Below are 19,227 nucleotides of genomic sequence, written 5' to 3'. Positions count from 1 at the left end.
CCATATCGCGGGCAAGCCTCGCTCCCACAGGGATTACTGGCAAATCAAACTTTTACACACGGAACCCACATGGATCTCACCCCACGCGAAAAAGACAAGATGCTGATTTTCACCGCAGGCCTGGTTGCCGAACGGCGGCTGGCCCGTGGCGTGAAGCTCAACTACCCGGAAGCCATGGCTTACATCTCGGCGGCGTTGCTTGAAGGCGCGCGCGACGGGCAAACCGTCGCGGATCTGATGCACTACGGCACAACGCTGCTGACTCGCGAACAGGTCATGGAAGGCATCCCGGAAATGATTCCTGAAATTCAGGTCGAAGCGACTTTCCCGGACGGCACCAAGCTAGTCACCGTGCACCAGCCTATCGCCTGACCCCGAACGAGACTCTGGAACTGATCATGAGCCATACGATTCGCGACGCCCTCCCGGCTGATCTGCCGGGCATCCTGGCGATTTATACCGACGCAGTGCTTAACACCACCGCGATCTGGAACGAGCAACCGGTAGATCTGGCCAATCGTCAGGCCTGGTTCGATGCGCGCCAGACTCAGGGTTATCCGATTCTGGTCGCCATTGATGATGACGGCCAAGTCACGGGTTATTCGTCGTTTGGCGACTGGCGCCCTTTTGAAGGCTTCCGTCACACCGTAGAGCATTCCGTCTACGTGCGCGCCGATCAGCGCGGCAAAGGCCTCGGCCCCAAGTTGATGAACGCTCTGATCGACCGCGCTCGCCTGTGCGACAAACACATCATGGTCGCGGCGATTGAAAGCGGCAACGCGGCCTCTATCAGCCTGCATGAACGACTGGGCTTCATCACGACCGGCCAGATGCCACAGGTCGGCACTAAATTTGGACGCTGGCTGGACCTGACATTCATGCAACTGGATTTGTCACCCGGCGCATCGGCCCCACCGTCACAAGCTCCCGTTTCCAACTGAGAGGCGATCATGAATCCTGCCCAGCTACGCCGCGTCACGGATGAAAGTTTTGCTCACTACCGCCACGGACTGGCGACCTTACTGCTGGACGCTGTGAACAACGGCGCATCGGTGGGTTTCATGGCCGACTTGACCCTCGAAGACGCGTACGCCTGGTGCGACGGACTTCGGGAAGACGTCGCCAACGGCAACCTGCTGTTGTGGGTTGTGGTTGAGGATGAGCAGGTACTGGCCAGCACTCAGCTCGCTCTTTGCCAGAAGGCCAATGGCCTGAACCGTGCCGAGGTGCAAAAACTGATGGTGCTCAAAGAAGCGCGACGGCGCGGCCTGGGGCAGCAATTGATGCAAGCGCTGGAACAGGCGGCGCGTCAGCTCAAGCGCGGCTTGTTGTTTCTCGACACTGAAGCCGGATCACCCGCCGAAGCATTCTATCTTTCGCTGGGCTACACCCGCGTCGGCGAACTGCCCAACTACTGCCAAAGCCCGGACGGCCGTTATACGCCGACCGCTATCTACTTCAAGACCTTGGGACAACCCGCATGATTCCTGGCCAATACCAGATTCAACCCGGTGAAATCGAACTCAATGCCGGGCGCAGGACCATCAGCCTGAACGTCGCTAACAGCGGTGACCGGCCGATTCAGGTCGGCTCGCATTTCCATTTTTTTGAAACCAACGACGCCCTCACCTTCGACCGCGCCGCCAGCCGCGGCATGCGCCTGAACATTCCGGCCGGCACCGCCGTGCGCTTCGAGCCAGGGCAGTCGCGGGATGTGGAATTGGTGGATCTGGCCGGGCATCGCCGGGTGTTCGGCTTTGCCGGGCGAGTGATGGGTGATCTCTAACCCCGGTAGGAGCGCGCTTGCCCGCGATAAAGTCGGAACGACTTTCCTGCGGCGGTGTGTTCACTGATTTTGCGACTGCTTCGCAGCCGATCGCGGGCAAGCACGCTCCTACAGTCCGCGTTTCAGCACTGCACTTTTTGAATTCAAGGAATCGCCATGAAGATTTCCAGACAAGCCTATGCCGACATGTTCGGCCCCACCGTGGGCGACCGGGTACGGTTGGCCGACACCGAGCTGTGGATTGAGGTCGAGAAAGACTTCACGACTTACGGCGAAGAAGTGAAATTCGGCGGTGGCAAGGTCATCCGTGACGGCATGGGCCAAGGCCAGTTACTCGCCGCCGAAGTCGTCGACACGCTGATCACCAACGCCTTGATCGTCGACCACTGGGGCATCGTCAAAGCCGACGTGGGCCTCAAGAACGGTCGCATTGCGGCCATCGGCAAAGCGGGCAATCCGGACATCCAGCCCGACGTGACCATCGCCATCGGCGCCTCCACTGAAATCATTGCTGGCGAAGGCATGATCCTCACGGCGGGCGGCGTCGACACGCACATCCACTTCATCTGCCCGCAGCAGATCGAAGAAGCCTTGATGAGCGGCGTGACCACCATGATCGGCGGCGGTACCGGCCCGGCAACCGGCACCAACGCAACCACCGTGACGCCTGGCCCCTGGCACATGGCGCGCATGCTTCAAGCGGCCGACTCCTTCCCGATGAACATCGGCTTTACCGGCAAAGGCAACGTCAGCCTGCCTGGGCCGCTTGTGGAGCAAGTCAAAGCCGGTGCAATTGGTCTGAAGCTGCACGAAGACTGGGGCACCACGCCAGCGGCCATCGATAACTGCCTGAGCGTCGCCGACGAATACGATGTGCAGGTTGCGATCCACACCGACACCCTGAATGAATCCGGCTTTGTCGAAACGACGCTGGCGGCGTTCAAGAACCGCACGATTCACACCTATCACACCGAAGGTGCGGGCGGCGGTCACGCGCCGGACATCATCAAGGCCTGCGGCTTCCCCAACGTCTTGCCTAGCTCGACCAATCCGACCCGGCCGTTCACGCGCAACACCATCGACGAACACCTGGACATGCTGATGGTCTGCCATCACCTGGACCCAAGCATCGCCGAAGACGTAGCCTTCGCTGAAAGCCGTATTCGCCGGGAAACCATTGCTGCCGAAGACATCCTGCACGACCTGGGTGCCTTCTCGATGCTCAGCTCCGACAGTCAGGCCATGGGCCGGGTTGGCGAGGTGATCATGCGCACCTGGCAAACCGCCGACAAGATGAAGCGCCAGCGTGGTCCGCTGCCTGGCGATGGTGAAGGCAACGATAACTTCCGCGCCAAACGCTATATCGCCAAATACACCATCAACCCGGCGATCACCCACGGCATCAGCCATGAAGTTGGCTCGGTGGAAGTAGGCAAATGGGCTGACCTGGTGCTGTGGCGCCCGGCGTTCTTCGGCGTCAAACCGACCCTGATCCTCAAGGGCGGAGCGATTGCCGCGAGCCTGATGGGCGACGCCAACGCGTCGATTCCGACACCGCAGCCCGTGCACTATCGTCCGATGTTCGCCAGCTACGGCAGTTCGTTGCACGCTACCAGCCTGACCTTCATCAGCCAGGCAGCGTTCGACGCCGGTGTGCCTGAATCACTGGGGCTGAAAAAGGTGATCAGCGTCGTCAAAGGCTGCCGGTCCGTGCAGAAGAAAGACCTGATCCACAACGACTATCTGCCGAAAATCGACGTCGACCCACAGACTTATCAGGTCAAGGCAGACGGTGTACTGCTGTGGTGCGAGCCGGCGGATGTGCTGCCAATGGCGCAGCGGTATTTCCTGTTCTGATCCACTACACTCGCAAATAAGGCAGCTACGGCTGCCTTTATTTTTTGCCGACAAGCCTGGCCGCTGCTTGCCTCTGTTGCCGGAAATGACCTTGGCCTCCGGTCGCTGTCTCGATACCCGAAGGTTAAAGGCTGTAAGATGCGCCATCTTCATTACAGCTCCCGCAGCAAGGTAACCGGCCATGCGCCTCTCGGACTTCATCGTTGCTCATGTGGATCGTATCGTCGACGAGTGGGAAAACTTCGCAAAAACCATCAAGCCTGCCGCCGATGCCATGAACAGTGTCGAGTTGCGCGATCACGCCCAAGCCATTCTGCTGGCCGCAGCACGGGACATGAACACCTCGCAGACCAAAAGCGAGCAAGCGGCCAAGTCAAAAGGCGCAGACCTGCAAAAGACACCCAGCCTTGACGAAGCGGCCGCCAGCCACGGCGAACTGCGGCACATGGTCGGGTTTGATCTGGTGCAGATGACTTCCGAGTTCCGCCATCTGCGCGCCAGTGTCATCCGGTTGTGGGTCGAAAGCCTGAAAACGCCTGACCTGGCCTACTTCACTGACATGATCCGCTTCAACGAAGCCATTGACGAAGCCCTGGCCGAATCGACTGCGGCGTATGCCGAGCAGGTGGCACGTTCGCGAGATATCTTCCTGGCCATTCTTGGCCATGACCTGCGCGCACCTCTGCAAGCGGTGAGCATGTCCGCCGACCTGCTGGAGCACAGAAAAGAACTGGATGCGAAGTCCCAGGGCTACGTTTCGCGGATCAAGAGCAGCACTCGACATATGGGGGCGATGGTCAGCGACCTGCTGGAGTTCGTGCGCAGCCGCCTTGGTGCCAGCCTGCCGGTTGAACGCAATGCCATGGACCTGGGCAAAGCGTGCCGCGAGGCCATCGATGAAGCCTGTGCCGGTCGCCCGGACTCACATCCGCATCTGGTCGTGGAAGGCGATACGGTCGGTCATTGGGATCGCGGACGTATCGACCAGTTATTGCAGAACCTGATCGGCAATGCCCTGCAGCATGGCAAGGGGGAGGAAGAGGTCAACGTCAAAGTCTGCGGTGAGCAGGATCATGTGCAGTTGATCGTGCACAACCTCGGCGACCCCATTTCCGAAGACGCCATCGGCAGCATCTTTGACCCATTGGTACGCGCCATCAGCGAAGGCTCGACGCCCAGCGGTCGGTCCACCAGCCTCGGCCTGGGACTGTTCATCGTCAAGGAAGTGGTCAACGCCCACGGCGGCAGCATTACCGTGACGTCCAATGTCGGTGACGGGACGACGTTTACGGTGGTGTTGCCGAAGAGCGTCTAGCTGACTGGATGGATGCAATCTCATGTGGGAGCCGGGCTTGCCCGCGATAATGCCGCCGCGTATGTCAGTCAAATCGCGTTGATCTTATCGCGGGCAAGCCCGGCTCCCACATAAAAACCGCATTTATGGGAGCGGCCGCAGCCGGAGCTTAACTCACCACTGCGCCCGCGGATCAAACGCTGCCTTGTCAGCCAGTTTTTTCCACAGTTCCTGAGTCGCCTCATCGCTGGACCTTGGCATTACCACTTTGATCTGCGCGAGCAAGTCGCCACGCTGTCCTTGTTTGTTCAGCAAGCCATTGCCTTTGATGCGCAGTCGCTGACCATTCTGACTGTCGGGACGGACAGTAAGGTTGATCTTGCCCGTGAGGGTCGGCACAGCGACTTTGGCACCCAACGCAGCTTCCCATGGGGCCACGGGCACAGTGATGATCAGGTCGTGGCCTTCGACTTCGAACTTAGGATGCGGCGCGAGGCGGATGATCAGGTACAGATCACCGCTCTCACCCCCTGCAACACCTGGCGCACCCTGCCCCTTGAGGCGAATACGCTCGCCGTCGGTGACACCGGCAGGAATCTTCACATTCAGCGTCTTGGTGACATCAGCCACACGCTGGCCCGCTGCATTGTGCTGCGGCACCTTGAAGCTGACCTGCTTGGATTCGCCCGACAGGGTCTCCTCCAGGAAGATAGCCAACTCCATTTCGACGTCTTGTCCCTTGCGCCCAGGGTTGCGAGATCGACCGCCCTGCTGCGGACGACCACCAAAGATCGAGCTGAAGAAGTCGGAGAAGTCGCCGTTATCAGCGCCGCCAAACCCGCCCGCACCCGCTCGGCTCTGCCAGCCCGGTGGTGCCTGGAAGGGTTGGCCCTGGCGACCGTATTTGCGTAAGTCGTCGTATTCGGCGCGCTTTTCAGGGCTGCTCAGCACCTCGTACGCTTCGTTCGCTTCTTTGAATTTTTCTTCCGCGCCAGCCTCTTTGCTGACGTCCGGGTGATACTTGCGCGCCAACTTGCGGTAAGCGACCTTGATCGCTTTCTCATCCGCAGTCGGATCCACCGCAAGAATCTTGTAATAGTCTTTAAAGTCCATCTAATGCTTTCCCCGGTTACGCCGTGCAGCGCTGAACACTGCGCACAGCATCCTCTGTGTGAGGTCTCTGAATCCAATACGTTGAGATATATCGGCCGTGCAACCCGCCCGCTTGATGCCTGAAAGGTTCGACGGCCTGATGTGAACACAATTCACTGAAGATTGGGGGTCCGGTCGGTTAGTTCAAGTCAGGCATACAAATACAGTTATCTACATTTAACCGATGTTTCGCCCTACGCATCCGGCGTGCACTGACATACACTGCGCGGCCGTTTTTTGACTGGAACGTAAAAGACATGAATGACCAATCCCCGGCCCGTGCCTGCGGTATCGATTTCGGCACGTCCAATTCCACCGTCGGCTGGCTGCGCCCCGGCATGGAATCGCTGATTGAGCTGGAGGACGGCAAGATCACCCTGCCTTCGGTGGTGTTCTTCAACATGGAAGAACGCCGCCCGGTTTACGGCCGCCTTGCGCTGCACGAGTACCTGGAAGGCTACGAAGGCCGCCTGATGCGCTCGCTCAAGAGCCTGCTGGGCTCCAAGCTGATCAAACACGACACCAGCGTGCTGGGTACGGCAATGCCGTTCAAGGACCTGCTGGCGCTGTTTATCGGCGAGTTGAAGAAGCGTGCCGAAGCCAACGCCGGTCGTGAATTCGAAGAAGTGGTGCTGGGTCGCCCGGTGCATTTCGTCGATGACGACATTACCGCTGATCAGGAAGCCGAGGACACGCTGGCCGAAGTCGCCCGCAAGATCGGCTTCAAGGACGTGTCGTTCCAGTACGAGCCTATCGCCGCCGCCTTCGACTATGAATCAACGATTACCAAAGAAGAGCTGGTACTGATTGTCGACATCGGCGGTGGTACGTCGGACTTCTCCCTGGTGCGCCTGTCACCTGACCGTCGCTTCTACGATGACCGTCACGAAGACATTCTCGCCACCGGTGGCGTGCATATCGGCGGGACCGACTTCGACAAGCAACTGAGCATTCAAGGCGTCATGCCGCTGTTCGGCTACGGCAGCCGGATGAAAAGCCAGGCGTACATGCCGACCAGCCACCACATGAACCTGGCAACGTGGCACACCATCAACTCGGTCTATTCGCAGAAGTCCCAGTTGGCGTTAGGCAGCATGCGTTACGACATTGAAGACACCCAGGGCATTGATCGCCTGTTCAAGCTGATTGAACAGCGCGCCGGGCACTGGCTGGCCATGGAAGTGGAAGAAACCAAGATCCAGCTGACCCACACCGAAAGCCGTCATCTGCCGATGGATCGCATCGAACCGGGCTTGAGTGTGGACTTGAGCCGGGCGATGTTCGAAGCCGCCATTGATTCGCAGCTGGAGCGCGTACGTAACAGCGTGAGCGAATTGCTGCTCAAGGCGGGTGCGGGTGTTGATCATGTCAACACGGTGTTCTTCACGGGTGGCTCAAGCGGCATCCCGGCGCTGCGCAACAGCGTCTCGGCCATGCTGCCCAATGCGCGTCATGTTGAAGGGAATATCTTTGGCAGCATCGGCAGCGGGTTGGCGATTGAGGCGAAGAAGCGCTATGGCTGAAGGGCAGCTGCAAGCTGCAAGCCTCAAGCTACAAGTTAAAAGCAGGCCGTGCGCCTCTTGAAGCTTGAAGCTTAAAGCTTGCAGCTGCTCTCTTACACCAACCCTTCCCGCTGCAACTCGCTCTTCAGGTACGCGTAGTAAATCGGCCCGGCCACAACCCCTGGCAGGCCGAACGCGGCTTCGAAAATCAGCATCGCCAGCAGCAACTCCCACGACTTGGCATTGATTTGCCCGCCAACGATCCTGGCATTCAGGAAGTACTCAACCTTGTGGATCACGATCAGGTAACCCAGCGCCGCCAGCGCCACCCAGATTGAAATCGACATGCCGACGATGAAGATCAACGTGTTGGACATCAGGTTACCCACTACCGGCAACAAGCCGAGCAGGAAGGTCATGATGATCAGGGTTTTGGTCAACGGCAGGTGAATACCGCACAACGGCAGCACGATGACCAGAAACACCGACGTGAACGCGGTGTTCAGCAGCGAGATTTTGATCTGGGCGAAAACGATGTTGCGGAACGCTTTGCTCAACAGGCTCAGACGGTCAAACAGCGCAGCCGCCAGCGGCTTGCGGGTGTGCACGTCGGAAATGCGCTGCAAGGCAATGATTGCGCCCAGCACCATGCCGATCAGCATGGTGACAAACATATGCGCCGCGCCTTTACCAATCAGCTGCAGTTCACCAACGTGCTTCTGTATCCATTCGCCCAGCGATATCCGGAACTCGGCAGCGCTGGCCGGTAAATAAGCGTCGATGAACGGCGGAAGCTGACCGCGAGCGCGATCCACGAGGATCATGAATTTATCCAGCGACGCGCCGGGGTTTTCCGCCTCATGCAGCACGAAGCTGAAGGCTCCGGCGAAGATCAACGCCAGCACACTGACCACGAGCGTCCCAAGCAACGCCACCGCGACCCAGCGGGCACGCTCCCCGGCGATCAGCCTTTGCAGCTTGGGCGTCAGCATGTTGACGAGCTCATAGACCAGCAACCCGGCCAACAGACTCGGCAGCAGTTTGAACGGCAGAACCATCAACAGACCGCCGAATATCAGAATCCAGCTGGCCAACAACACTTGTCGCGAGGAAAACGTTGGCATATAGCCTCAAGACGAACGGCGCTAAGAGGCAGGCAGTCTGCCAGCGTTCTGAGCTAAGGACCAGTGATCAGACGACCCCATCGGAAACGACCTACAGACCGATGAATAAGCCACCTGCACCAGACGCCGGAATTAAAGGTTTCAGGACGCTGAACGGCACGTTTTCCAGCGCCTGAGCCCTCACTGGAAAATTATTTCTTCTTGAGACAATCGCTCATAAAAGCCTTACGAGCATCGCCCTTGAGCGCCTCAGTCGTAGCCGTTGCGTTACAACTGGTCATCTTTTGTTGCTGGGTTTGCGGTGGTGACGCTTTAAGGCAGGTGCTCATGAACGTCTTGCGCTCATCGCCTTTCAAGGACTGAGCTGAAGCATCGGCATTACAGGTGGTCATCTTGTTCTGTTGCGCAGTGGCCGCATAACTCTGGGCACACATCAACAGACTCACCAACAACACAGGGACGCGCAGCATTTTCATGGTTATCCACTCCACAGTGGCCATGCCGACCAGCGTGGCCTGCTTTGGAGTGTAGCCAAGGAATATGCGGCGCGACCCGCTCAGTTCAGACCTACCCGACGTTGCGCGTGTCGAGTCGCAGTTCCTCTTCTTCGATGCTGTGAATCGACACATCGGTGATACCCGATGCGTGGGCCGTTGCCTCATCCACGGCGATAAAACTCTGCACGTCGTCATCCAGTACGACGTGATGCTTCTGTGCCAGCTCGTGAACTACGTCGATGATCGGTACATCAAGATTCTCGATCACGTCCACGTGGTGCTCGCCCGCCAGGGTGTACTCGATTGCGTAGTGTTCTTTATCGCTCATTGCATCACTCCAATGCCGACCCGACCGGGCGGCAAACTACGAACAACAGCTGGGATAGCTAAAGGCCCGCAGCCTTGAGGCGCGCGGCGTGCTCAACAAACAATTTCACAGGGTTTACGGTGGTCGGGGGTAGTCATCACCGATGACTGCACCCAGGTGAGAACTGAATCTCCTGACCATGCCATCACATTGACCGCGCCCTTTCGTGAACGTGCGAGCAACTTTCATCAAGTCAGGCTGCTGCCCTACGGGCGGTTACGATTGCAGTCAGATGCCTGACTGTCAGGTAACGAAATCACCGTGCGACGTACGTAGTATTCAAAGGCCATCAAATAATCGAACTCTTGCGAACCTTCGCAGCTCCAAGCTGCAACGGGCCAACAATGGCTCTGTCATTGGAGTGGTATTTCATGATCAAGAAGAGCCTCGCAGCAGCTTTCGTTATCGCCGCAGTCAGCGGTTGCGCCAACACCACCGTGCAGAACCCGGTGGATTACGTGACCTATCGCAACGAGCCGCTGGTCAAGCAAGTTGAAGACGGCATGACCGAGCAGCAAGTGCTGACCATCGGCGGCACGCCGTCTACTCGCGTACAGCGCAAGGTGCACCCGGGTGTTTGCAACAACTACGTGATGAATAAAGACGGCCACGAGCAGGTCTATCACGTCAGCTTCAACGCCAACGGTCGCGTGGATAACAAGGGTTTCATGACCTGCGAGCAACGCGAAGCCAACGAACGCGCCATGTAAGCGGGTCGTTGATACGCAAAAGCCCGATGCATATGCATCGGGCTTTTTATTGGGCGGCGCTTTTACATGTGCAGTCGTTCGCGCTTAGAACACCAGCTTGAACAGGGCGATGACCACAATCAGGCCGATCAGGAAGATGATGCCGATGGTGCTGCCGAGGAACTTGAGCATTGTGTATCTCCATATATTTTCGTCTCAAGGTTGGGACCGCGGCGTGTAACAGTCGTTTCCTAATATTTTGTTCATCAACCAATGATGCAAAAGAATAAAACTTTTCCCGAAGCCGAGCACTCACACCTGTTACCGATCATGCCGGGCGCCACTCAATGCTGTAGAGGATTGGCGCATCAAGAGCGAGACGGATACCGGATTAGCTTTGGAGATAAACCATGAACCACGACCAACAATTGTCGGATGTAAGCACCCTGCGCGCACGTGCGCGCCAGAACGTCGAGAACGGCGCTGTCACTGAAGGCTATAGCGCTGACCGCGAAACGGTACTGCGCCTGCTGAACGAATCGCTGGCTACCGAGCTGGTGTGCGTGCTGCGTTACAAGCGCCACTACTATATGGCGACCGGCCTCAAGGCCAGCGTCGCCGCTGCCGAGTTTCTTGAGCACGCGCAGCAGGAAGCCGAACACGCTGATCTACTGGCCGAGCGCATTGTGCAACTGGGTGGCGAGCCGGAATTCAACCCTGACCTGCTGTCGAAGAATTCCCACGCCCAGTACGTGGCAGGCACGACGCTGAAGGAGATGGTCTACGAAGACCTGGTGGCTGAACGTATCGCCATCGACAGCTACAGCGAAATCATCAAATACATCGGCGAAGATGACCCGACGACTCGCCGTATCTTCGAAACCATCCTGGCTCAGGAAGAAGAACACGCCGACGACATGGCGGATATTCTCAACGACCTGTGATCGGTGAGTCGTGATGCAAAAAAGCCAGGACTGAGTCCTGGCTTTTTTGTGCCTGCCAATGCGAAGAACTGTAGGACTGGCAGAGATCCTGTTGGAGCGAGGCTTGCCCGCGAAGAACGATGACGCGGTACGGCTTTGAAACCCCGTCGCCAATATCGCGAGCAAGCTCTGCTCCCACAAAATAGACACGAGCGCGGTATTTCTGACGGAGGATTTAGCGCATGCCCCGATGTCCGCCCGGCCGACCCTGGAGTTGCTGAGACCCTGTGGGAGCGCGGTATTTTATTGCACCGTCTTCGGCGCTTTGCCCGATCTCATCTGCTCCAGCAAGGGCGCGCACTGGTTGGGCTCCTCACCACTGCTAGGCGCAACAAGGGCGAGCAAACCAGCAGCCGGTCCGATTGCGGCACCCAGTAGTACCATCCCCGCTCCGCGCAACAGCAACGGCCCGGACTGCACGCCCGCATTCGGTTTGGCGAACGGCCCGCGCACATAAAGAGGAGACCGCAACGAGAATACGCGGAAGCCTTTCGACTCAGGCTTGACGCTCAAATCCAGTTGCTCGGTTTTAAGGTTGGCCGTGCCATCGATAAAGATAATCGCGTTCTCGGTATCGAACACAAACAGACGAGGCGTCGCCAGACCGTCCTTGATGCCCACGTCAGACGCTGCGCAGTTAATCTTCACGTCCTGATCGCCGAACAACTTGCCCACCACATAATTACCAACGTTGAGCCCGGCGATTTCCATCAGACTGCGGCTGATCGCGCCGTCGTTGACCAGCATCTTCAAGTCACCATTGGAAGTGCCCAGCAACGCCGCAACCGAGTTGCCCTTGCCGCTGATGTCGGCATCACCCGCCAGTTCACCAAAGCTGGTTTTCATTGGTTCAAAGGTCGGGAACAGCTGCTTGAGCTTGAGGTTGCGCGCAGAAAGCTTCGCCCTGCCCTGCATCGGTTTGCTGCGACCATCAAGACGAATGTCGGCGTCGAGCTTGCCGCCCGCAACGCCGAATCGCAGCGGTTGCAGGCTCAGTTGCCCGTCGTTCAACACGACGTGGGTATAAAGGTCAGAGAACGGCAGGTCCGGGCTTTGCACGATGCGCTTGCCGGTGAACTCGACATCGGCGTCCATGGCCCGCCAGCGGTCAGTCTGGAACTCTTCCACAGGCAGCACCTTGCCCGTTGGCTGCTTGCTCTCCCCGCCGCGTTTTTTCTGAGCGGCATTGGAGTCCGCGCCGATCAAAGGTGCCAGGTCGGTAAACAGCAATTGATTGGAAACCAGTGTGCCGGTGAGTTTCGGCCTTGGCTGACTGGCGACAAAACCCAGGTCGCCATGAATGTCGCTGTTGCCGATCTTGCCGTTGAAGCCTTCGTAGCGGAAGTTGGCGCCCGCCGGGTCATGGATTTTGGCGATCAGTCGACCGTCCGTGGAATAAGCAGGCGAATCCGGCAGTGTCACACCCGTCAACGGATAGAGGTTGCTCAGACTGCTGCCTGACAACTTGAGGCGCAGATCCAGCGCGCCCAGGTTCTGCGGATCGGTCACTGTGCCCGCAATAGCCGCGTGGGTGTCACCGACGTGAGCATCGACTTGAACCGGGAATGGCTGAGCAGCATCCTTGAGCGCCAGCAGCCCGCCGAGCTTACCGCTGCCGTTAAGCTTCTGGCCTTTATATTGGCCTTTGAACGTCACACCAAACGCATAATCCTGCGGCCTGACGCCCTTCTCCTCAGCTTTCTTTGCGTCTCCACTGCCGACGATATCGCCGAATGGAATGGGCTTGCCCAGCGGGTCGATCACCAGGTCCACCTGAGTGTTAAGGGTCTGATCGTTGAAGCTCACCAGACCCTTGTCGAACTTGATGGCGCCGATGTCCAGCACCCAGCTGGAAGGTTCAGCATTCGGGTCAGATTTGGGCAAATCGAACGTCCAGTTGGCGCGGCCATCAGCCAGGCGCTCAAGTTTTGCATCCGGGCCGGTCAGGTCAATCCGCGGGATCACAACGTGCTGCACGATCAATGGCAACGGCGAGAGGCGGAATTCGACGCGCTTGAGGGTGACCATCTGCGGCGTTTTCGACCACTCCGGGTTACCCAGGCTCAAGTCCTCAGCCACGAAACGCGGCCATGGTACCCATGCACGCCAGCCGCCCTCCTCAGGTTCACGTTCCCAGATAACCGCAAGGTTGCCATTGATCGCGAAGGGACGATGCAGCGCTTCACTGACTTTTTCGTTGAGCGTTGGCTTGATTCGGTTCCAGTCAAACGTGGCGATCACAACGACCAATACAGCCAGTACCAACAACAGAATGGCACCGGTCCAGGCAAAAATTTTACGGCTGCGCGTCATTGCATGACTCTCCAGATAACAACAGACCGGCCCAGGCCTGTTGCAGTCGACTTTAAGCTTCGACTTACAAAAAACCTGAGGGTTTGATCGGATGTGCAAATTACAGCATAGGGCTTAAAACCCAAGCTTCTATGTGAGGAAATATGAAGCCACGCCTGCAAGCCACAGCCAGCAAGGGCTGGAGGATCAATCAATATCGATGATTTTCACCATCAGGAATACGAACTTCTCTATCGACAGGCCGGGCGTAATATCGCTGCCATACATCACCCCGCAAGCTCTTGAGAGGAGCGAATATCATGAAACGCGTATGGCTCGCCCTGACCTTTTCCTTTTTGGCCGCTAACGTCTGGGCCGTACCAGCGCCCGAGCGCGAACCCAGTGCTGAAGTGAAGATGGGCATGCAGACCCTGCACGAGACGATTGCGCAGGATGGCCATGCGCAGTTGATCAAGCAGTATCAGCGGGTTTAGAAACTGAAAATCTCCCATCCAGACAATATATTTGGAATGCTTTTAAACCTGTAGGAGCGCGCTTGCCCGCGAAACGGTATGTCAGTCGATAAACATGTCAGCTGCACTGACGCTATCGCGGGCAAGCGCGCTCCTACAGATCCTGTGTTTACCGCGCGACAGCAGCGGCTGTAGACGAGATAGCAGCGCCTGCGGGAGACCGATCAACCGCCCCAGGCTAAAACCCCTTCGACGCATCCAAAGCGCATTTGCTAAAGTGCTGCCTGTCATCCCGGATTTGTCTACCGTCATGCTGCCCCGCGCCGAACAGAAACAACAGACCCGCCATGCGCTGCTCAACGCCGCCCACACCCTCATGGAAAGCGGACGCGGCTTCGGCAGCCTGAGCCTTCGGGAAGTGGCGCGCACCGCGGGCATCGTGCCGACGGGGTTCTATCGCCACTTCGACGATATGGATCAGTTGGGTCTCGCTTTGGTCAGCGAGGTCGGTCAGACATTTCGCGAAACCCTGCGTCTGGTGCGTCACAACGAGTTTGTCATGGGCGGCCTGATCGAAGCATCGGTTCGTATCTTTCTCGAAGTGGTATCAGCCAAACGTGCGCAATTCCTGTTTCTGGCCCGCGAGCAATACGGCGGCTCCCGGCAGGTGCGGCAAGCGCTCTGCGCACTTCGTGATGGCATCAGTGCCGACCTCGCGACAGATTTGGGTACCATGCCTAAATGGCAGCATCTGGACGCTGCATCGCTGTCGATCCTTGCAGACCTGGTCGTGAAAAGCGTGTTCGCCATGCTCCCTGAACTGATCGACCCACCAAGCGATGCGCTGCCCGTACACTTGAAGCCTCAGGCCAAGATCACTCACCAACTGCGTTTCATCTTCAGTGGTGCCAAACATTGGCGCGGACTGCCCAGCGCGGAATAGCCAGTCGACTCAAATTGGTGCACTCCAAACGAATAGCACTGTTTGGGTGCGAAATATCTCGACCGGCGTTTCATTCCCACCTTTTCCGTCGGCTTTTTCCTACAACCTGCACTGTTGGCAAGCCCCTTGCTCTGTCTTGAAGCATCGCAATTAGCTGGATGCCTTCCGATGCTGGTGATTCACAAAAGAATCGACTCTCAAACCGAATGGGCCGCCGAGCTGCATTTGAATTTCGAGGCGCGCAGCAAAAGCCGCCTGCGTTGCTACAGTGCCGACGGTGAAGACGTTGGCCTCTTTCTGGAGCGCGGTCAGCAACCGCTGCACGATGGTGAGTTTCTAAAGGCCGAAGACGGCCGTATCGTCCGTGTCTGCGCCCGTCCCGAACAATTGATGCACGTCACCTGCAGCAGCACCTTCGAACTGACCCGCGCCGCTTACCATCTGGGCAACCGTCACGTTGCGCTGCAAGTAGGGGACGGCTGGCTGCGCCTGCTCGACGACTATGTGCTCAAGGCGATGCTCGATCAGTTGGGCGCAACGACGGAATCGATTGAAGCGCCCTTCTCCCCGGAAACCGGTGCCTATGGTGGCGGCCACCACCACTCACGGGCAGGCGAGGAAGATTTCAACTACCCGCCGAAACTGCACCAGTTTGGCGTGCGTATATGAACAGCGCCTGGGCGCTGCTGCGCCTGGCCAGTCCGCAATTACCGATTGGCGGCTACAGCTACTCCCAAGGCCTGGAAATGGCGGTGGAAAACCAACGGGTGGTTGATCCAGCCAGCGCGTCACGCTGGATCGGCGACCAGTTGCTGCTCAACCTCGCCCGCTTCGAGGCTCCGCTGCTGCTCGCTCATTGTGTTGCAGCGGCAGAAGAAAACTGGTGCCAGTTGCTGCAGTTGAGCGACGAACATCGCGCCAGTCGGGAAACCCGCGAGCTGAATCTGGAAAGTCGGCAAATGGGCTATTCCCTGAAACAGCTACTCATCGGGCTGCCAGAGCTTGATCGCCCTGCGCGGGAGTTTCTGGCGCAAACCGAGGAGCCACATCTCGCACTGGGTTGGGCCTTGGCTGCTCGTGCCTGGCAGATCAGCCCGCAGGACGCTCTGGCTGCCTGGTTGTGGAGCTGGCTGGAAAACCAGCTCGCAGTCCTGATGAAAACCCTGCCGCTGGGTCAACAGGCTGCGCAGCGCCTGACCAGCGAGTTGCTGCCGTTGCTGCAGCAAGCCCAACAGCATGCGACAGACCTTGATCCACAACATATTGGCAGTGCCGCTTTCGGTCTGTCATTGGCGAGCATGGCCCATGAGCGTCAATACAGCCGGCTGTTTCGGTCCTGATCTTCTACCTGGCAAATGACTAACAGAGCTCAAGAACCAGAGCTCAACGGAGAACTCAATGAACAGCCAACCTCTGCGTGTCGGCATCGGTGGTCCGGTCGGATCAGGCAAGACAGCCCTGACGCTGGCGCTGTGTCTGGCCCTGCGTGAGCGTTACAACCTCGCAGTGGTCACCAACGATATTTATACCCGCGAAGACGCTGACTTCCTGGTGCGCAACGAAGCCTTGGCACCGGAACGCATTATTGGTGTGGAAACCGGCGGCTGCCCGCACACGGCCATTCGCGAAGATGCTTCTATCAACCTGGAAGCAGTCGACCAGTTGAACCGTCGCTTTGAAGGCCTTGACCTGATCATCGTCGAGTCAGGCGGCGACAACCTGTCCGCCACCTTCAGCCCTGAACTCTCGGACCTGACCATCTACGTGATCGACGTCTCAGCGGGCGACAAGCTGCCACGCAAAGGCGGCCCTGGCATCTGCAAATCCGACCTGCTGGTGATCAACAAAATCGATCTGGCACCGCTGGTGGGCGCGTCCCTGGAAATGATGGACCGCGACACGAAGAAGATGCGCGGCGAAAAGCCGTTCGTGTTCAGTAACCAGAAAACCGGCCAGGGTCTGGAACAGATCATCGCCTTCATCGAACGCCAGGGTCTGCTGACCAACGCGGCCTGATTTTCACTCCCTCAAGGAAGCTTTGCATGAACTACAAACAAGCCCTCGGCACCCTTGCTCTGCTGCTGGTTCCAGCGCTGGCCTTCGCTCACCCTGGACATGGCGACAACGGCCTCGTTGCCGGTATCAGCCACCCGATTGGTGGCCTGGATCACTTGCTGGCCATGTTGGCCGTAGGCCTGTGGGCCGCTCAACAAAAAGGCGCTGCGCGCTGGGCCCTGCCTTCCACCTTCGTCGGCACCATGCTGATCGGTGGCTTGCTGGGCTTCGAAGGCCTGAACCTGCCTGCGCTGGAAAGCGGTATCGCGGCTTCGGTGCTGGCGTTGGGTCTGGCCGTTGCACTGGCGATTCGTCCACCGCTGTTCATGGCCGTAGGCGCCACAGCGCTGTTCGCTTTGTTCCACGGTGTTGCCCACGGCCTTGAGCTGCCAGACATGTCCAGCCCGGCGGCCTACGCCATCGGCTTCGTAGTCGCCACTGCTGCCCTGCACGCTGCTGGTTATGCCGTTGTGCGCTACCTGCCGACTGCGGCTGCGCCATTGGTGCGGATTGCCGGTGCTGCCTCGGCAGCTGCGGGTGTTTGGTTGCTGGCTGCTTGATACTGCACTGTTGAATTAGACGCGCTCCCTGTGGGAGCCGGGCTTGCCCGCGATAAGGCTGGATGCGATGCACTTTAGATCGTGTCCAGCCTTATCGCGGGCAAGCCCGGCTCCTATCAAACATCACTCCAATAATGGATTTGAAACGCGGACCTTGTAGGAGCTAACTTGTTGGCGAAGCGGAATTTCTGACGATGCGGGTCCGACGTCTCGCCAACAAGTTGGCTCCTACAGGTCACCCGTTTGCTGCGCGACAGCGCGGTGTCAGGGATACCGGGACCACTCCCACAGGGATAGCATTCCAGCAGAGGTTGTCGTGAACTGCCTGATCCTCGGGACGACTCCTACAGTCTGGTACTAGCTGCTACCATGTCGCGCAATTCGCCCCTGCTGTGACGCCTGCCGATGCCAGATGTTTCCTGCTCCGCCCTTCAGCCTGACCTGAACGCCGTATTCGCCAGCGTTCAGGCGCACTTCCTGCAAACCATCGTGCCGGTCTGGCTTGGTCCTGGCTGGAATGCACAGCTGGTGCTGCCGTATGAAGCGGTCGATGCGCAACACCAGCCACTGCCACCGCAGCGTTATCGCGCCATGGCCTGTGCGCGACAGTTGTTCCTGTTTTCCAGCCTGATCGATGATCCAGCGGTGCCCGAAGCTGCCACCCGTGCAGCCGCGCTGTTTCGCTCACTGCAACGGCACTTCCATGACGCCGAGCACGGTGGCTGGTTCTACAGCATCGACCCGCAGGGCGCGCCACTGGACCGTCGCAAGGATCTCTACACCCACGCTTTTATCATCTTCGCTTGCGCACACTATTGGTCCAGGGTTCGCGAGCCCTTGGTCGAGTCAGTGCTCAATGCAGCGCTGGATGTCGTCGCAGAGCAATTTGCCGATGATGACGGGCTGTATGAAGCGGTGCTTGATGAGAACTGGACAACGCTGGGCAGCGGGCCGTTGCAGAACCCGTTGATGCACCTGGCTGAAGCGCTCATGGCTACCGTCGAGGTACGTGACGACGAGGCGACACTGGCGACCCTGAACGAATTGGCAGCCGCCATGCAACGGCGCTTCGTGGACAGCGAACACGGGGTGATGCTTGAGAAACCGCTGGCCGCTGTGGATAACTGGTACGAGCCCGGCCATCAGTTTGAATGGTACTTCCTGCTGGAGTCGTCGCCGCACTTGCGCGGTAGCGCGCTGCATCAGTCACTGAGCACGGCGTTTATCCATGCCGAAGCCCAAGGGGTGGATGCGAAAACAGGCGCCGTAGCGGCCGCGCTGACCAGCGATGGACATATTCAGGATGGCACCCAGCGCATCTGGGCACAGGCCGAGTATTTGCGGGCGCTGACTTTACGGCCCGGCAGCGAAGCGGCGCTGGGTAAACAGTTATTGGCACTGCAGAAGCGATTCCTGCATGCCAGCGGCTGGAACGAGTGCCTGGACGCCAATGGTCAGGTCAGCCGCAGCGACATGCCATCGACCACGCCCTATCACCTGGCGACGTGTTATATCGGGTTGGCCAGGTATTTCCAGAGCTATCGCTGACACCACGCTGTCGCGCATCAAACAGATGACCTGTAGGAGCTGCCGAAGGCTGCGATCACGGTATGTCAGGATAAATGCTTCGCAGCCTTCGGCAGCTCCTACAAG

The 19,227-nt window shown here is 58.4% G+C and carries 21 protein-coding genes and 1 pseudogene; 16 read left to right on the top strand and 6 right to left on the bottom strand.

Features of this window, described 5'->3' with window-relative positions:
- Window positions 1-69: 69 nt before the first annotated feature.
- From RX972_RS06130 to RX972_RS06105, 6 genes are all read left to right on the top strand, one after another.
- Window positions 70-372, top strand: coding sequence for an urease subunit gamma (locus RX972_RS06130; protein WP_027902525.1), 303 nt, complete (start codon window positions 70-72; stop codon window positions 370-372).
- 26 nt (window positions 373-398) lie between these two features.
- Complete coding sequence (locus RX972_RS06125) at window positions 399-941, top strand: GNAT family N-acetyltransferase (protein WP_231677164.1); 543 nt, start codon at window positions 399-401, stop codon at window positions 939-941.
- Between the two features lie 9 nt (window positions 942-950).
- On the top strand, window positions 951-1,484 hold the full coding sequence (locus tag RX972_RS06120; protein ID WP_231667692.1) for a GNAT family N-acetyltransferase: 534 nt from the start codon (window positions 951-953) through the stop codon (window positions 1,482-1,484).
- Window positions 1,481-1,786 carry an urease subunit beta gene (locus RX972_RS06115; RefSeq protein WP_027902528.1) on the top strand — a complete coding sequence of 102 codons (306 nt, stop codon included), beginning with the start codon at window positions 1,481-1,483 and terminating at the stop codon, window positions 1,784-1,786. Before RX972_RS06120 ends, RX972_RS06115 begins: the two co-directional genes overlap by 4 nt.
- Before the next feature lie 156 nt (window positions 1,787-1,942).
- On the top strand, window positions 1,943-3,643 hold the full coding sequence (gene ureC, locus RX972_RS06110) for an urease subunit alpha (protein WP_027902529.1): 1,701 nt from the start codon (window positions 1,943-1,945) through the stop codon (window positions 3,641-3,643).
- A gap of 181 nt (window positions 3,644-3,824) precedes the next feature.
- Entirely contained in the window at window positions 3,825-4,958 is a 1,134-nt protein-coding gene (locus RX972_RS06105) for a sensor histidine kinase (RefSeq protein WP_231677162.1), read from the top strand.
- 153 nt (window positions 4,959-5,111) lie between these two features.
- On the opposite strand, the gene cbpA is transcribed toward RX972_RS06105, so the two are convergent.
- The gene (cbpA, locus tag RX972_RS06100) at window positions 5,112-6,050 is read right to left on the bottom strand and encodes a curved DNA-binding protein (protein ID WP_027902531.1); all 939 of its coding nucleotides are present in this window, start codon (window positions 6,048-6,050) and stop codon (window positions 5,112-5,114) included.
- 296 nt (window positions 6,051-6,346) lie between these two features.
- Between cbpA and RX972_RS06095 the strand changes: the two genes are divergently transcribed.
- Window positions 6,347-7,612, top strand: coding sequence for an Hsp70 family protein (locus RX972_RS06095; protein ID WP_316873347.1), 1,266 nt, complete (start codon window positions 6,347-6,349; stop codon window positions 7,610-7,612).
- A 92-nt stretch (window positions 7,613-7,704) separates the two neighbouring features.
- Here the strand turns inward: RX972_RS06095 and RX972_RS06090 are convergent, their stop codons facing one another.
- From RX972_RS06090 to RX972_RS06075, 4 genes and pseudogenes are all read right to left on the bottom strand, one after another.
- Window positions 7,705-8,715, bottom strand: a complete 1,011-nt coding sequence (locus RX972_RS06090) for an AI-2E family transporter (protein WP_231677160.1) — start codon at window positions 8,713-8,715, stop codon at window positions 7,705-7,707.
- A 191-nt stretch (window positions 8,716-8,906) separates the two neighbouring features.
- Window positions 8,907-9,191, bottom strand: a complete 285-nt coding sequence (locus RX972_RS06085; protein WP_231677159.1) for a PsiF family protein — start codon at window positions 9,189-9,191, stop codon at window positions 8,907-8,909.
- 91 nt (window positions 9,192-9,282) lie between these two features.
- Window positions 9,283-9,540: a hypothetical protein gene (locus RX972_RS06080; protein WP_027902911.1), complete on the bottom strand. Its 258-nt coding sequence runs from the start codon at window positions 9,538-9,540 to the stop codon at window positions 9,283-9,285.
- 58 nt (window positions 9,541-9,598) lie between these two features.
- Window positions 9,599-9,759, bottom strand: a pseudogene (locus tag RX972_RS06075) (triacylglycerol lipase); the annotation flags it as partial.
- Between the two features lie 191 nt (window positions 9,760-9,950).
- On the opposite strand from RX972_RS06075, the gene osmE reads away from it, so the two are divergent.
- Together osmE and RX972_RS06065 are read left to right on the top strand one after the other, a co-directional pair.
- Window positions 9,951-10,289, top strand: coding sequence for an osmotically-inducible lipoprotein OsmE (osmE, locus tag RX972_RS06070; protein ID WP_027902910.1), 339 nt, complete (start codon window positions 9,951-9,953; stop codon window positions 10,287-10,289).
- 389 nt (window positions 10,290-10,678) lie between these two features.
- Window positions 10,679-11,212 (top strand): bacterioferritin, encoded by a 534-nt coding sequence (locus tag RX972_RS06065; protein WP_231677158.1) that lies wholly within the window; start codon window positions 10,679-10,681, stop codon window positions 11,210-11,212.
- A 282-nt stretch (window positions 11,213-11,494) separates the two neighbouring features.
- Here RX972_RS06065 and RX972_RS06060 read toward each other — a convergent pair whose 3' ends face one another.
- The gene (locus RX972_RS06060) at window positions 11,495-13,564 is read right to left on the bottom strand and encodes an AsmA family protein (protein WP_316873340.1); all 2,070 of its coding nucleotides are present in this window, start codon (window positions 13,562-13,564) and stop codon (window positions 11,495-11,497) included.
- A 299-nt stretch (window positions 13,565-13,863) separates the two neighbouring features.
- On the opposite strand from RX972_RS06060, the gene RX972_RS06055 reads away from it, so the two are divergent.
- The 7 genes from RX972_RS06055 (at window position 13,864) to RX972_RS06025 (ending at window position 19,122) form a co-directional block, all read left to right on the top strand.
- Window positions 13,864-14,037 carry a hypothetical protein gene (locus tag RX972_RS06055; protein ID WP_161628615.1) on the top strand — a complete coding sequence of 58 codons (174 nt, stop codon included), beginning with the start codon at window positions 13,864-13,866 and terminating at the stop codon, window positions 14,035-14,037.
- A gap of 289 nt (window positions 14,038-14,326) precedes the next feature.
- Window positions 14,327-14,959 carry a TetR family transcriptional regulator gene (locus tag RX972_RS06050; RefSeq protein ID WP_231677185.1) on the top strand — a complete coding sequence of 211 codons (633 nt, stop codon included), beginning with the start codon at window positions 14,327-14,329 and terminating at the stop codon, window positions 14,957-14,959.
- 168 nt (window positions 14,960-15,127) lie between these two features.
- Window positions 15,128-15,628 carry an urease accessory protein UreE gene (gene ureE, locus RX972_RS06045; protein WP_099267801.1) on the top strand — a complete coding sequence of 167 codons (501 nt, stop codon included), beginning with the start codon at window positions 15,128-15,130 and terminating at the stop codon, window positions 15,626-15,628.
- On the top strand, window positions 15,625-16,299 hold the full coding sequence (locus RX972_RS06040; RefSeq protein ID WP_099267800.1) for an urease accessory protein UreF: 675 nt from the start codon (window positions 15,625-15,627) through the stop codon (window positions 16,297-16,299). Before ureE ends, RX972_RS06040 begins: the two co-directional genes overlap by 4 nt.
- Before the next feature lie 58 nt (window positions 16,300-16,357).
- Window positions 16,358-16,975, top strand: a complete 618-nt coding sequence (gene ureG, locus RX972_RS06035) for an urease accessory protein UreG (protein WP_027902252.1) — start codon at window positions 16,358-16,360, stop codon at window positions 16,973-16,975.
- Window positions 16,976-17,001: 26 nt separating this feature from the next.
- Window positions 17,002-17,574, top strand: a complete 573-nt coding sequence (locus tag RX972_RS06030) for a HupE/UreJ family protein (protein WP_316873335.1) — start codon at window positions 17,002-17,004, stop codon at window positions 17,572-17,574.
- A gap of 405 nt (window positions 17,575-17,979) precedes the next feature.
- Window positions 17,980-19,122, top strand: a complete 1,143-nt coding sequence (locus RX972_RS06025; protein WP_316873333.1) for an AGE family epimerase/isomerase — start codon at window positions 17,980-17,982, stop codon at window positions 19,120-19,122.
- The last annotated feature ends 105 nt before the right edge of the window (window positions 19,123-19,227 follow it).

The organism is Pseudomonas syringae group sp. J309-1 (assembly GCF_032582135.1).
Taxonomy (GTDB): Bacteria; Pseudomonadota; Gammaproteobacteria; order Pseudomonadales; family Pseudomonadaceae; genus Aquipseudomonas; species Aquipseudomonas quasicaspiana.
This window is presented reverse-complemented; position numbering and strand designations above follow the sequence as displayed.

Coding starts and splice junctions, on each gene's coding strand:
- RX972_RS06130 (WP_027902525.1), top strand. CDS start 70: ATGGATCTCACCCCACGCGAAAAAGACAAGATGCTGATTTTCACCGCA.
- RX972_RS06040 (WP_099267800.1), top strand. CDS start 15,625: ATGAACAGCGCCTGGGCGCTGCTGCGCCTGGCCAGTCCGCAATTACCG.
- osmE (WP_027902910.1), top strand. CDS start 9,951: ATGATCAAGAAGAGCCTCGCAGCAGCTTTCGTTATCGCCGCAGTCAGC.
- RX972_RS06085 (WP_231677159.1), bottom strand. CDS start 9,191: ATGAAAATGCTGCGCGTCCCTGTGTTGTTGGTGAGTCTGTTGATGTGT.
- ureG (WP_027902252.1), top strand. CDS start 16,358: ATGAACAGCCAACCTCTGCGTGTCGGCATCGGTGGTCCGGTCGGATCA.
- cbpA (WP_027902531.1), bottom strand. CDS start 6,050: ATGGACTTTAAAGACTATTACAAGATTCTTGCGGTGGATCCGACTGCG.
- RX972_RS06125 (WP_231677164.1), top strand. CDS start 399: ATGAGCCATACGATTCGCGACGCCCTCCCGGCTGATCTGCCGGGCATC.
- RX972_RS06095 (WP_316873347.1), top strand. CDS start 6,347: ATGAATGACCAATCCCCGGCCCGTGCCTGCGGTATCGATTTCGGCACG.
- RX972_RS06120 (WP_231667692.1), top strand. CDS start 951: ATGAATCCTGCCCAGCTACGCCGCGTCACGGATGAAAGTTTTGCTCAC.
- ureE (WP_099267801.1), top strand. CDS start 15,128: ATGCTGGTGATTCACAAAAGAATCGACTCTCAAACCGAATGGGCCGCC.
- RX972_RS06060 (WP_316873340.1), bottom strand. CDS start 13,564: ATGACGCGCAGCCGTAAAATTTTTGCCTGGACCGGTGCCATTCTGTTG.
- RX972_RS06030 (WP_316873335.1), top strand. CDS start 17,002: ATGAACTACAAACAAGCCCTCGGCACCCTTGCTCTGCTGCTGGTTCCA.
- RX972_RS06065 (WP_231677158.1), top strand. CDS start 10,679: ATGAACCACGACCAACAATTGTCGGATGTAAGCACCCTGCGCGCACGT.
- RX972_RS06115 (WP_027902528.1), top strand. CDS start 1,481: ATGATTCCTGGCCAATACCAGATTCAACCCGGTGAAATCGAACTCAAT.
- RX972_RS06050 (WP_231677185.1), top strand. CDS start 14,327: ATGCTGCCCCGCGCCGAACAGAAACAACAGACCCGCCATGCGCTGCTC.
- RX972_RS06055 (WP_161628615.1), top strand. CDS start 13,864: ATGAAACGCGTATGGCTCGCCCTGACCTTTTCCTTTTTGGCCGCTAAC.
- ureC (WP_027902529.1), top strand. CDS start 1,943: ATGAAGATTTCCAGACAAGCCTATGCCGACATGTTCGGCCCCACCGTG.
- RX972_RS06105 (WP_231677162.1), top strand. CDS start 3,825: ATGCGCCTCTCGGACTTCATCGTTGCTCATGTGGATCGTATCGTCGAC.
- RX972_RS06025 (WP_316873333.1), top strand. CDS start 17,980: ATGCCAGATGTTTCCTGCTCCGCCCTTCAGCCTGACCTGAACGCCGTA.
- RX972_RS06080 (WP_027902911.1), bottom strand. CDS start 9,540: ATGAGCGATAAAGAACACTACGCAATCGAGTACACCCTGGCGGGCGAG.
- RX972_RS06090 (WP_231677160.1), bottom strand. CDS start 8,715: ATGCCAACGTTTTCCTCGCGACAAGTGTTGTTGGCCAGCTGGATTCTG.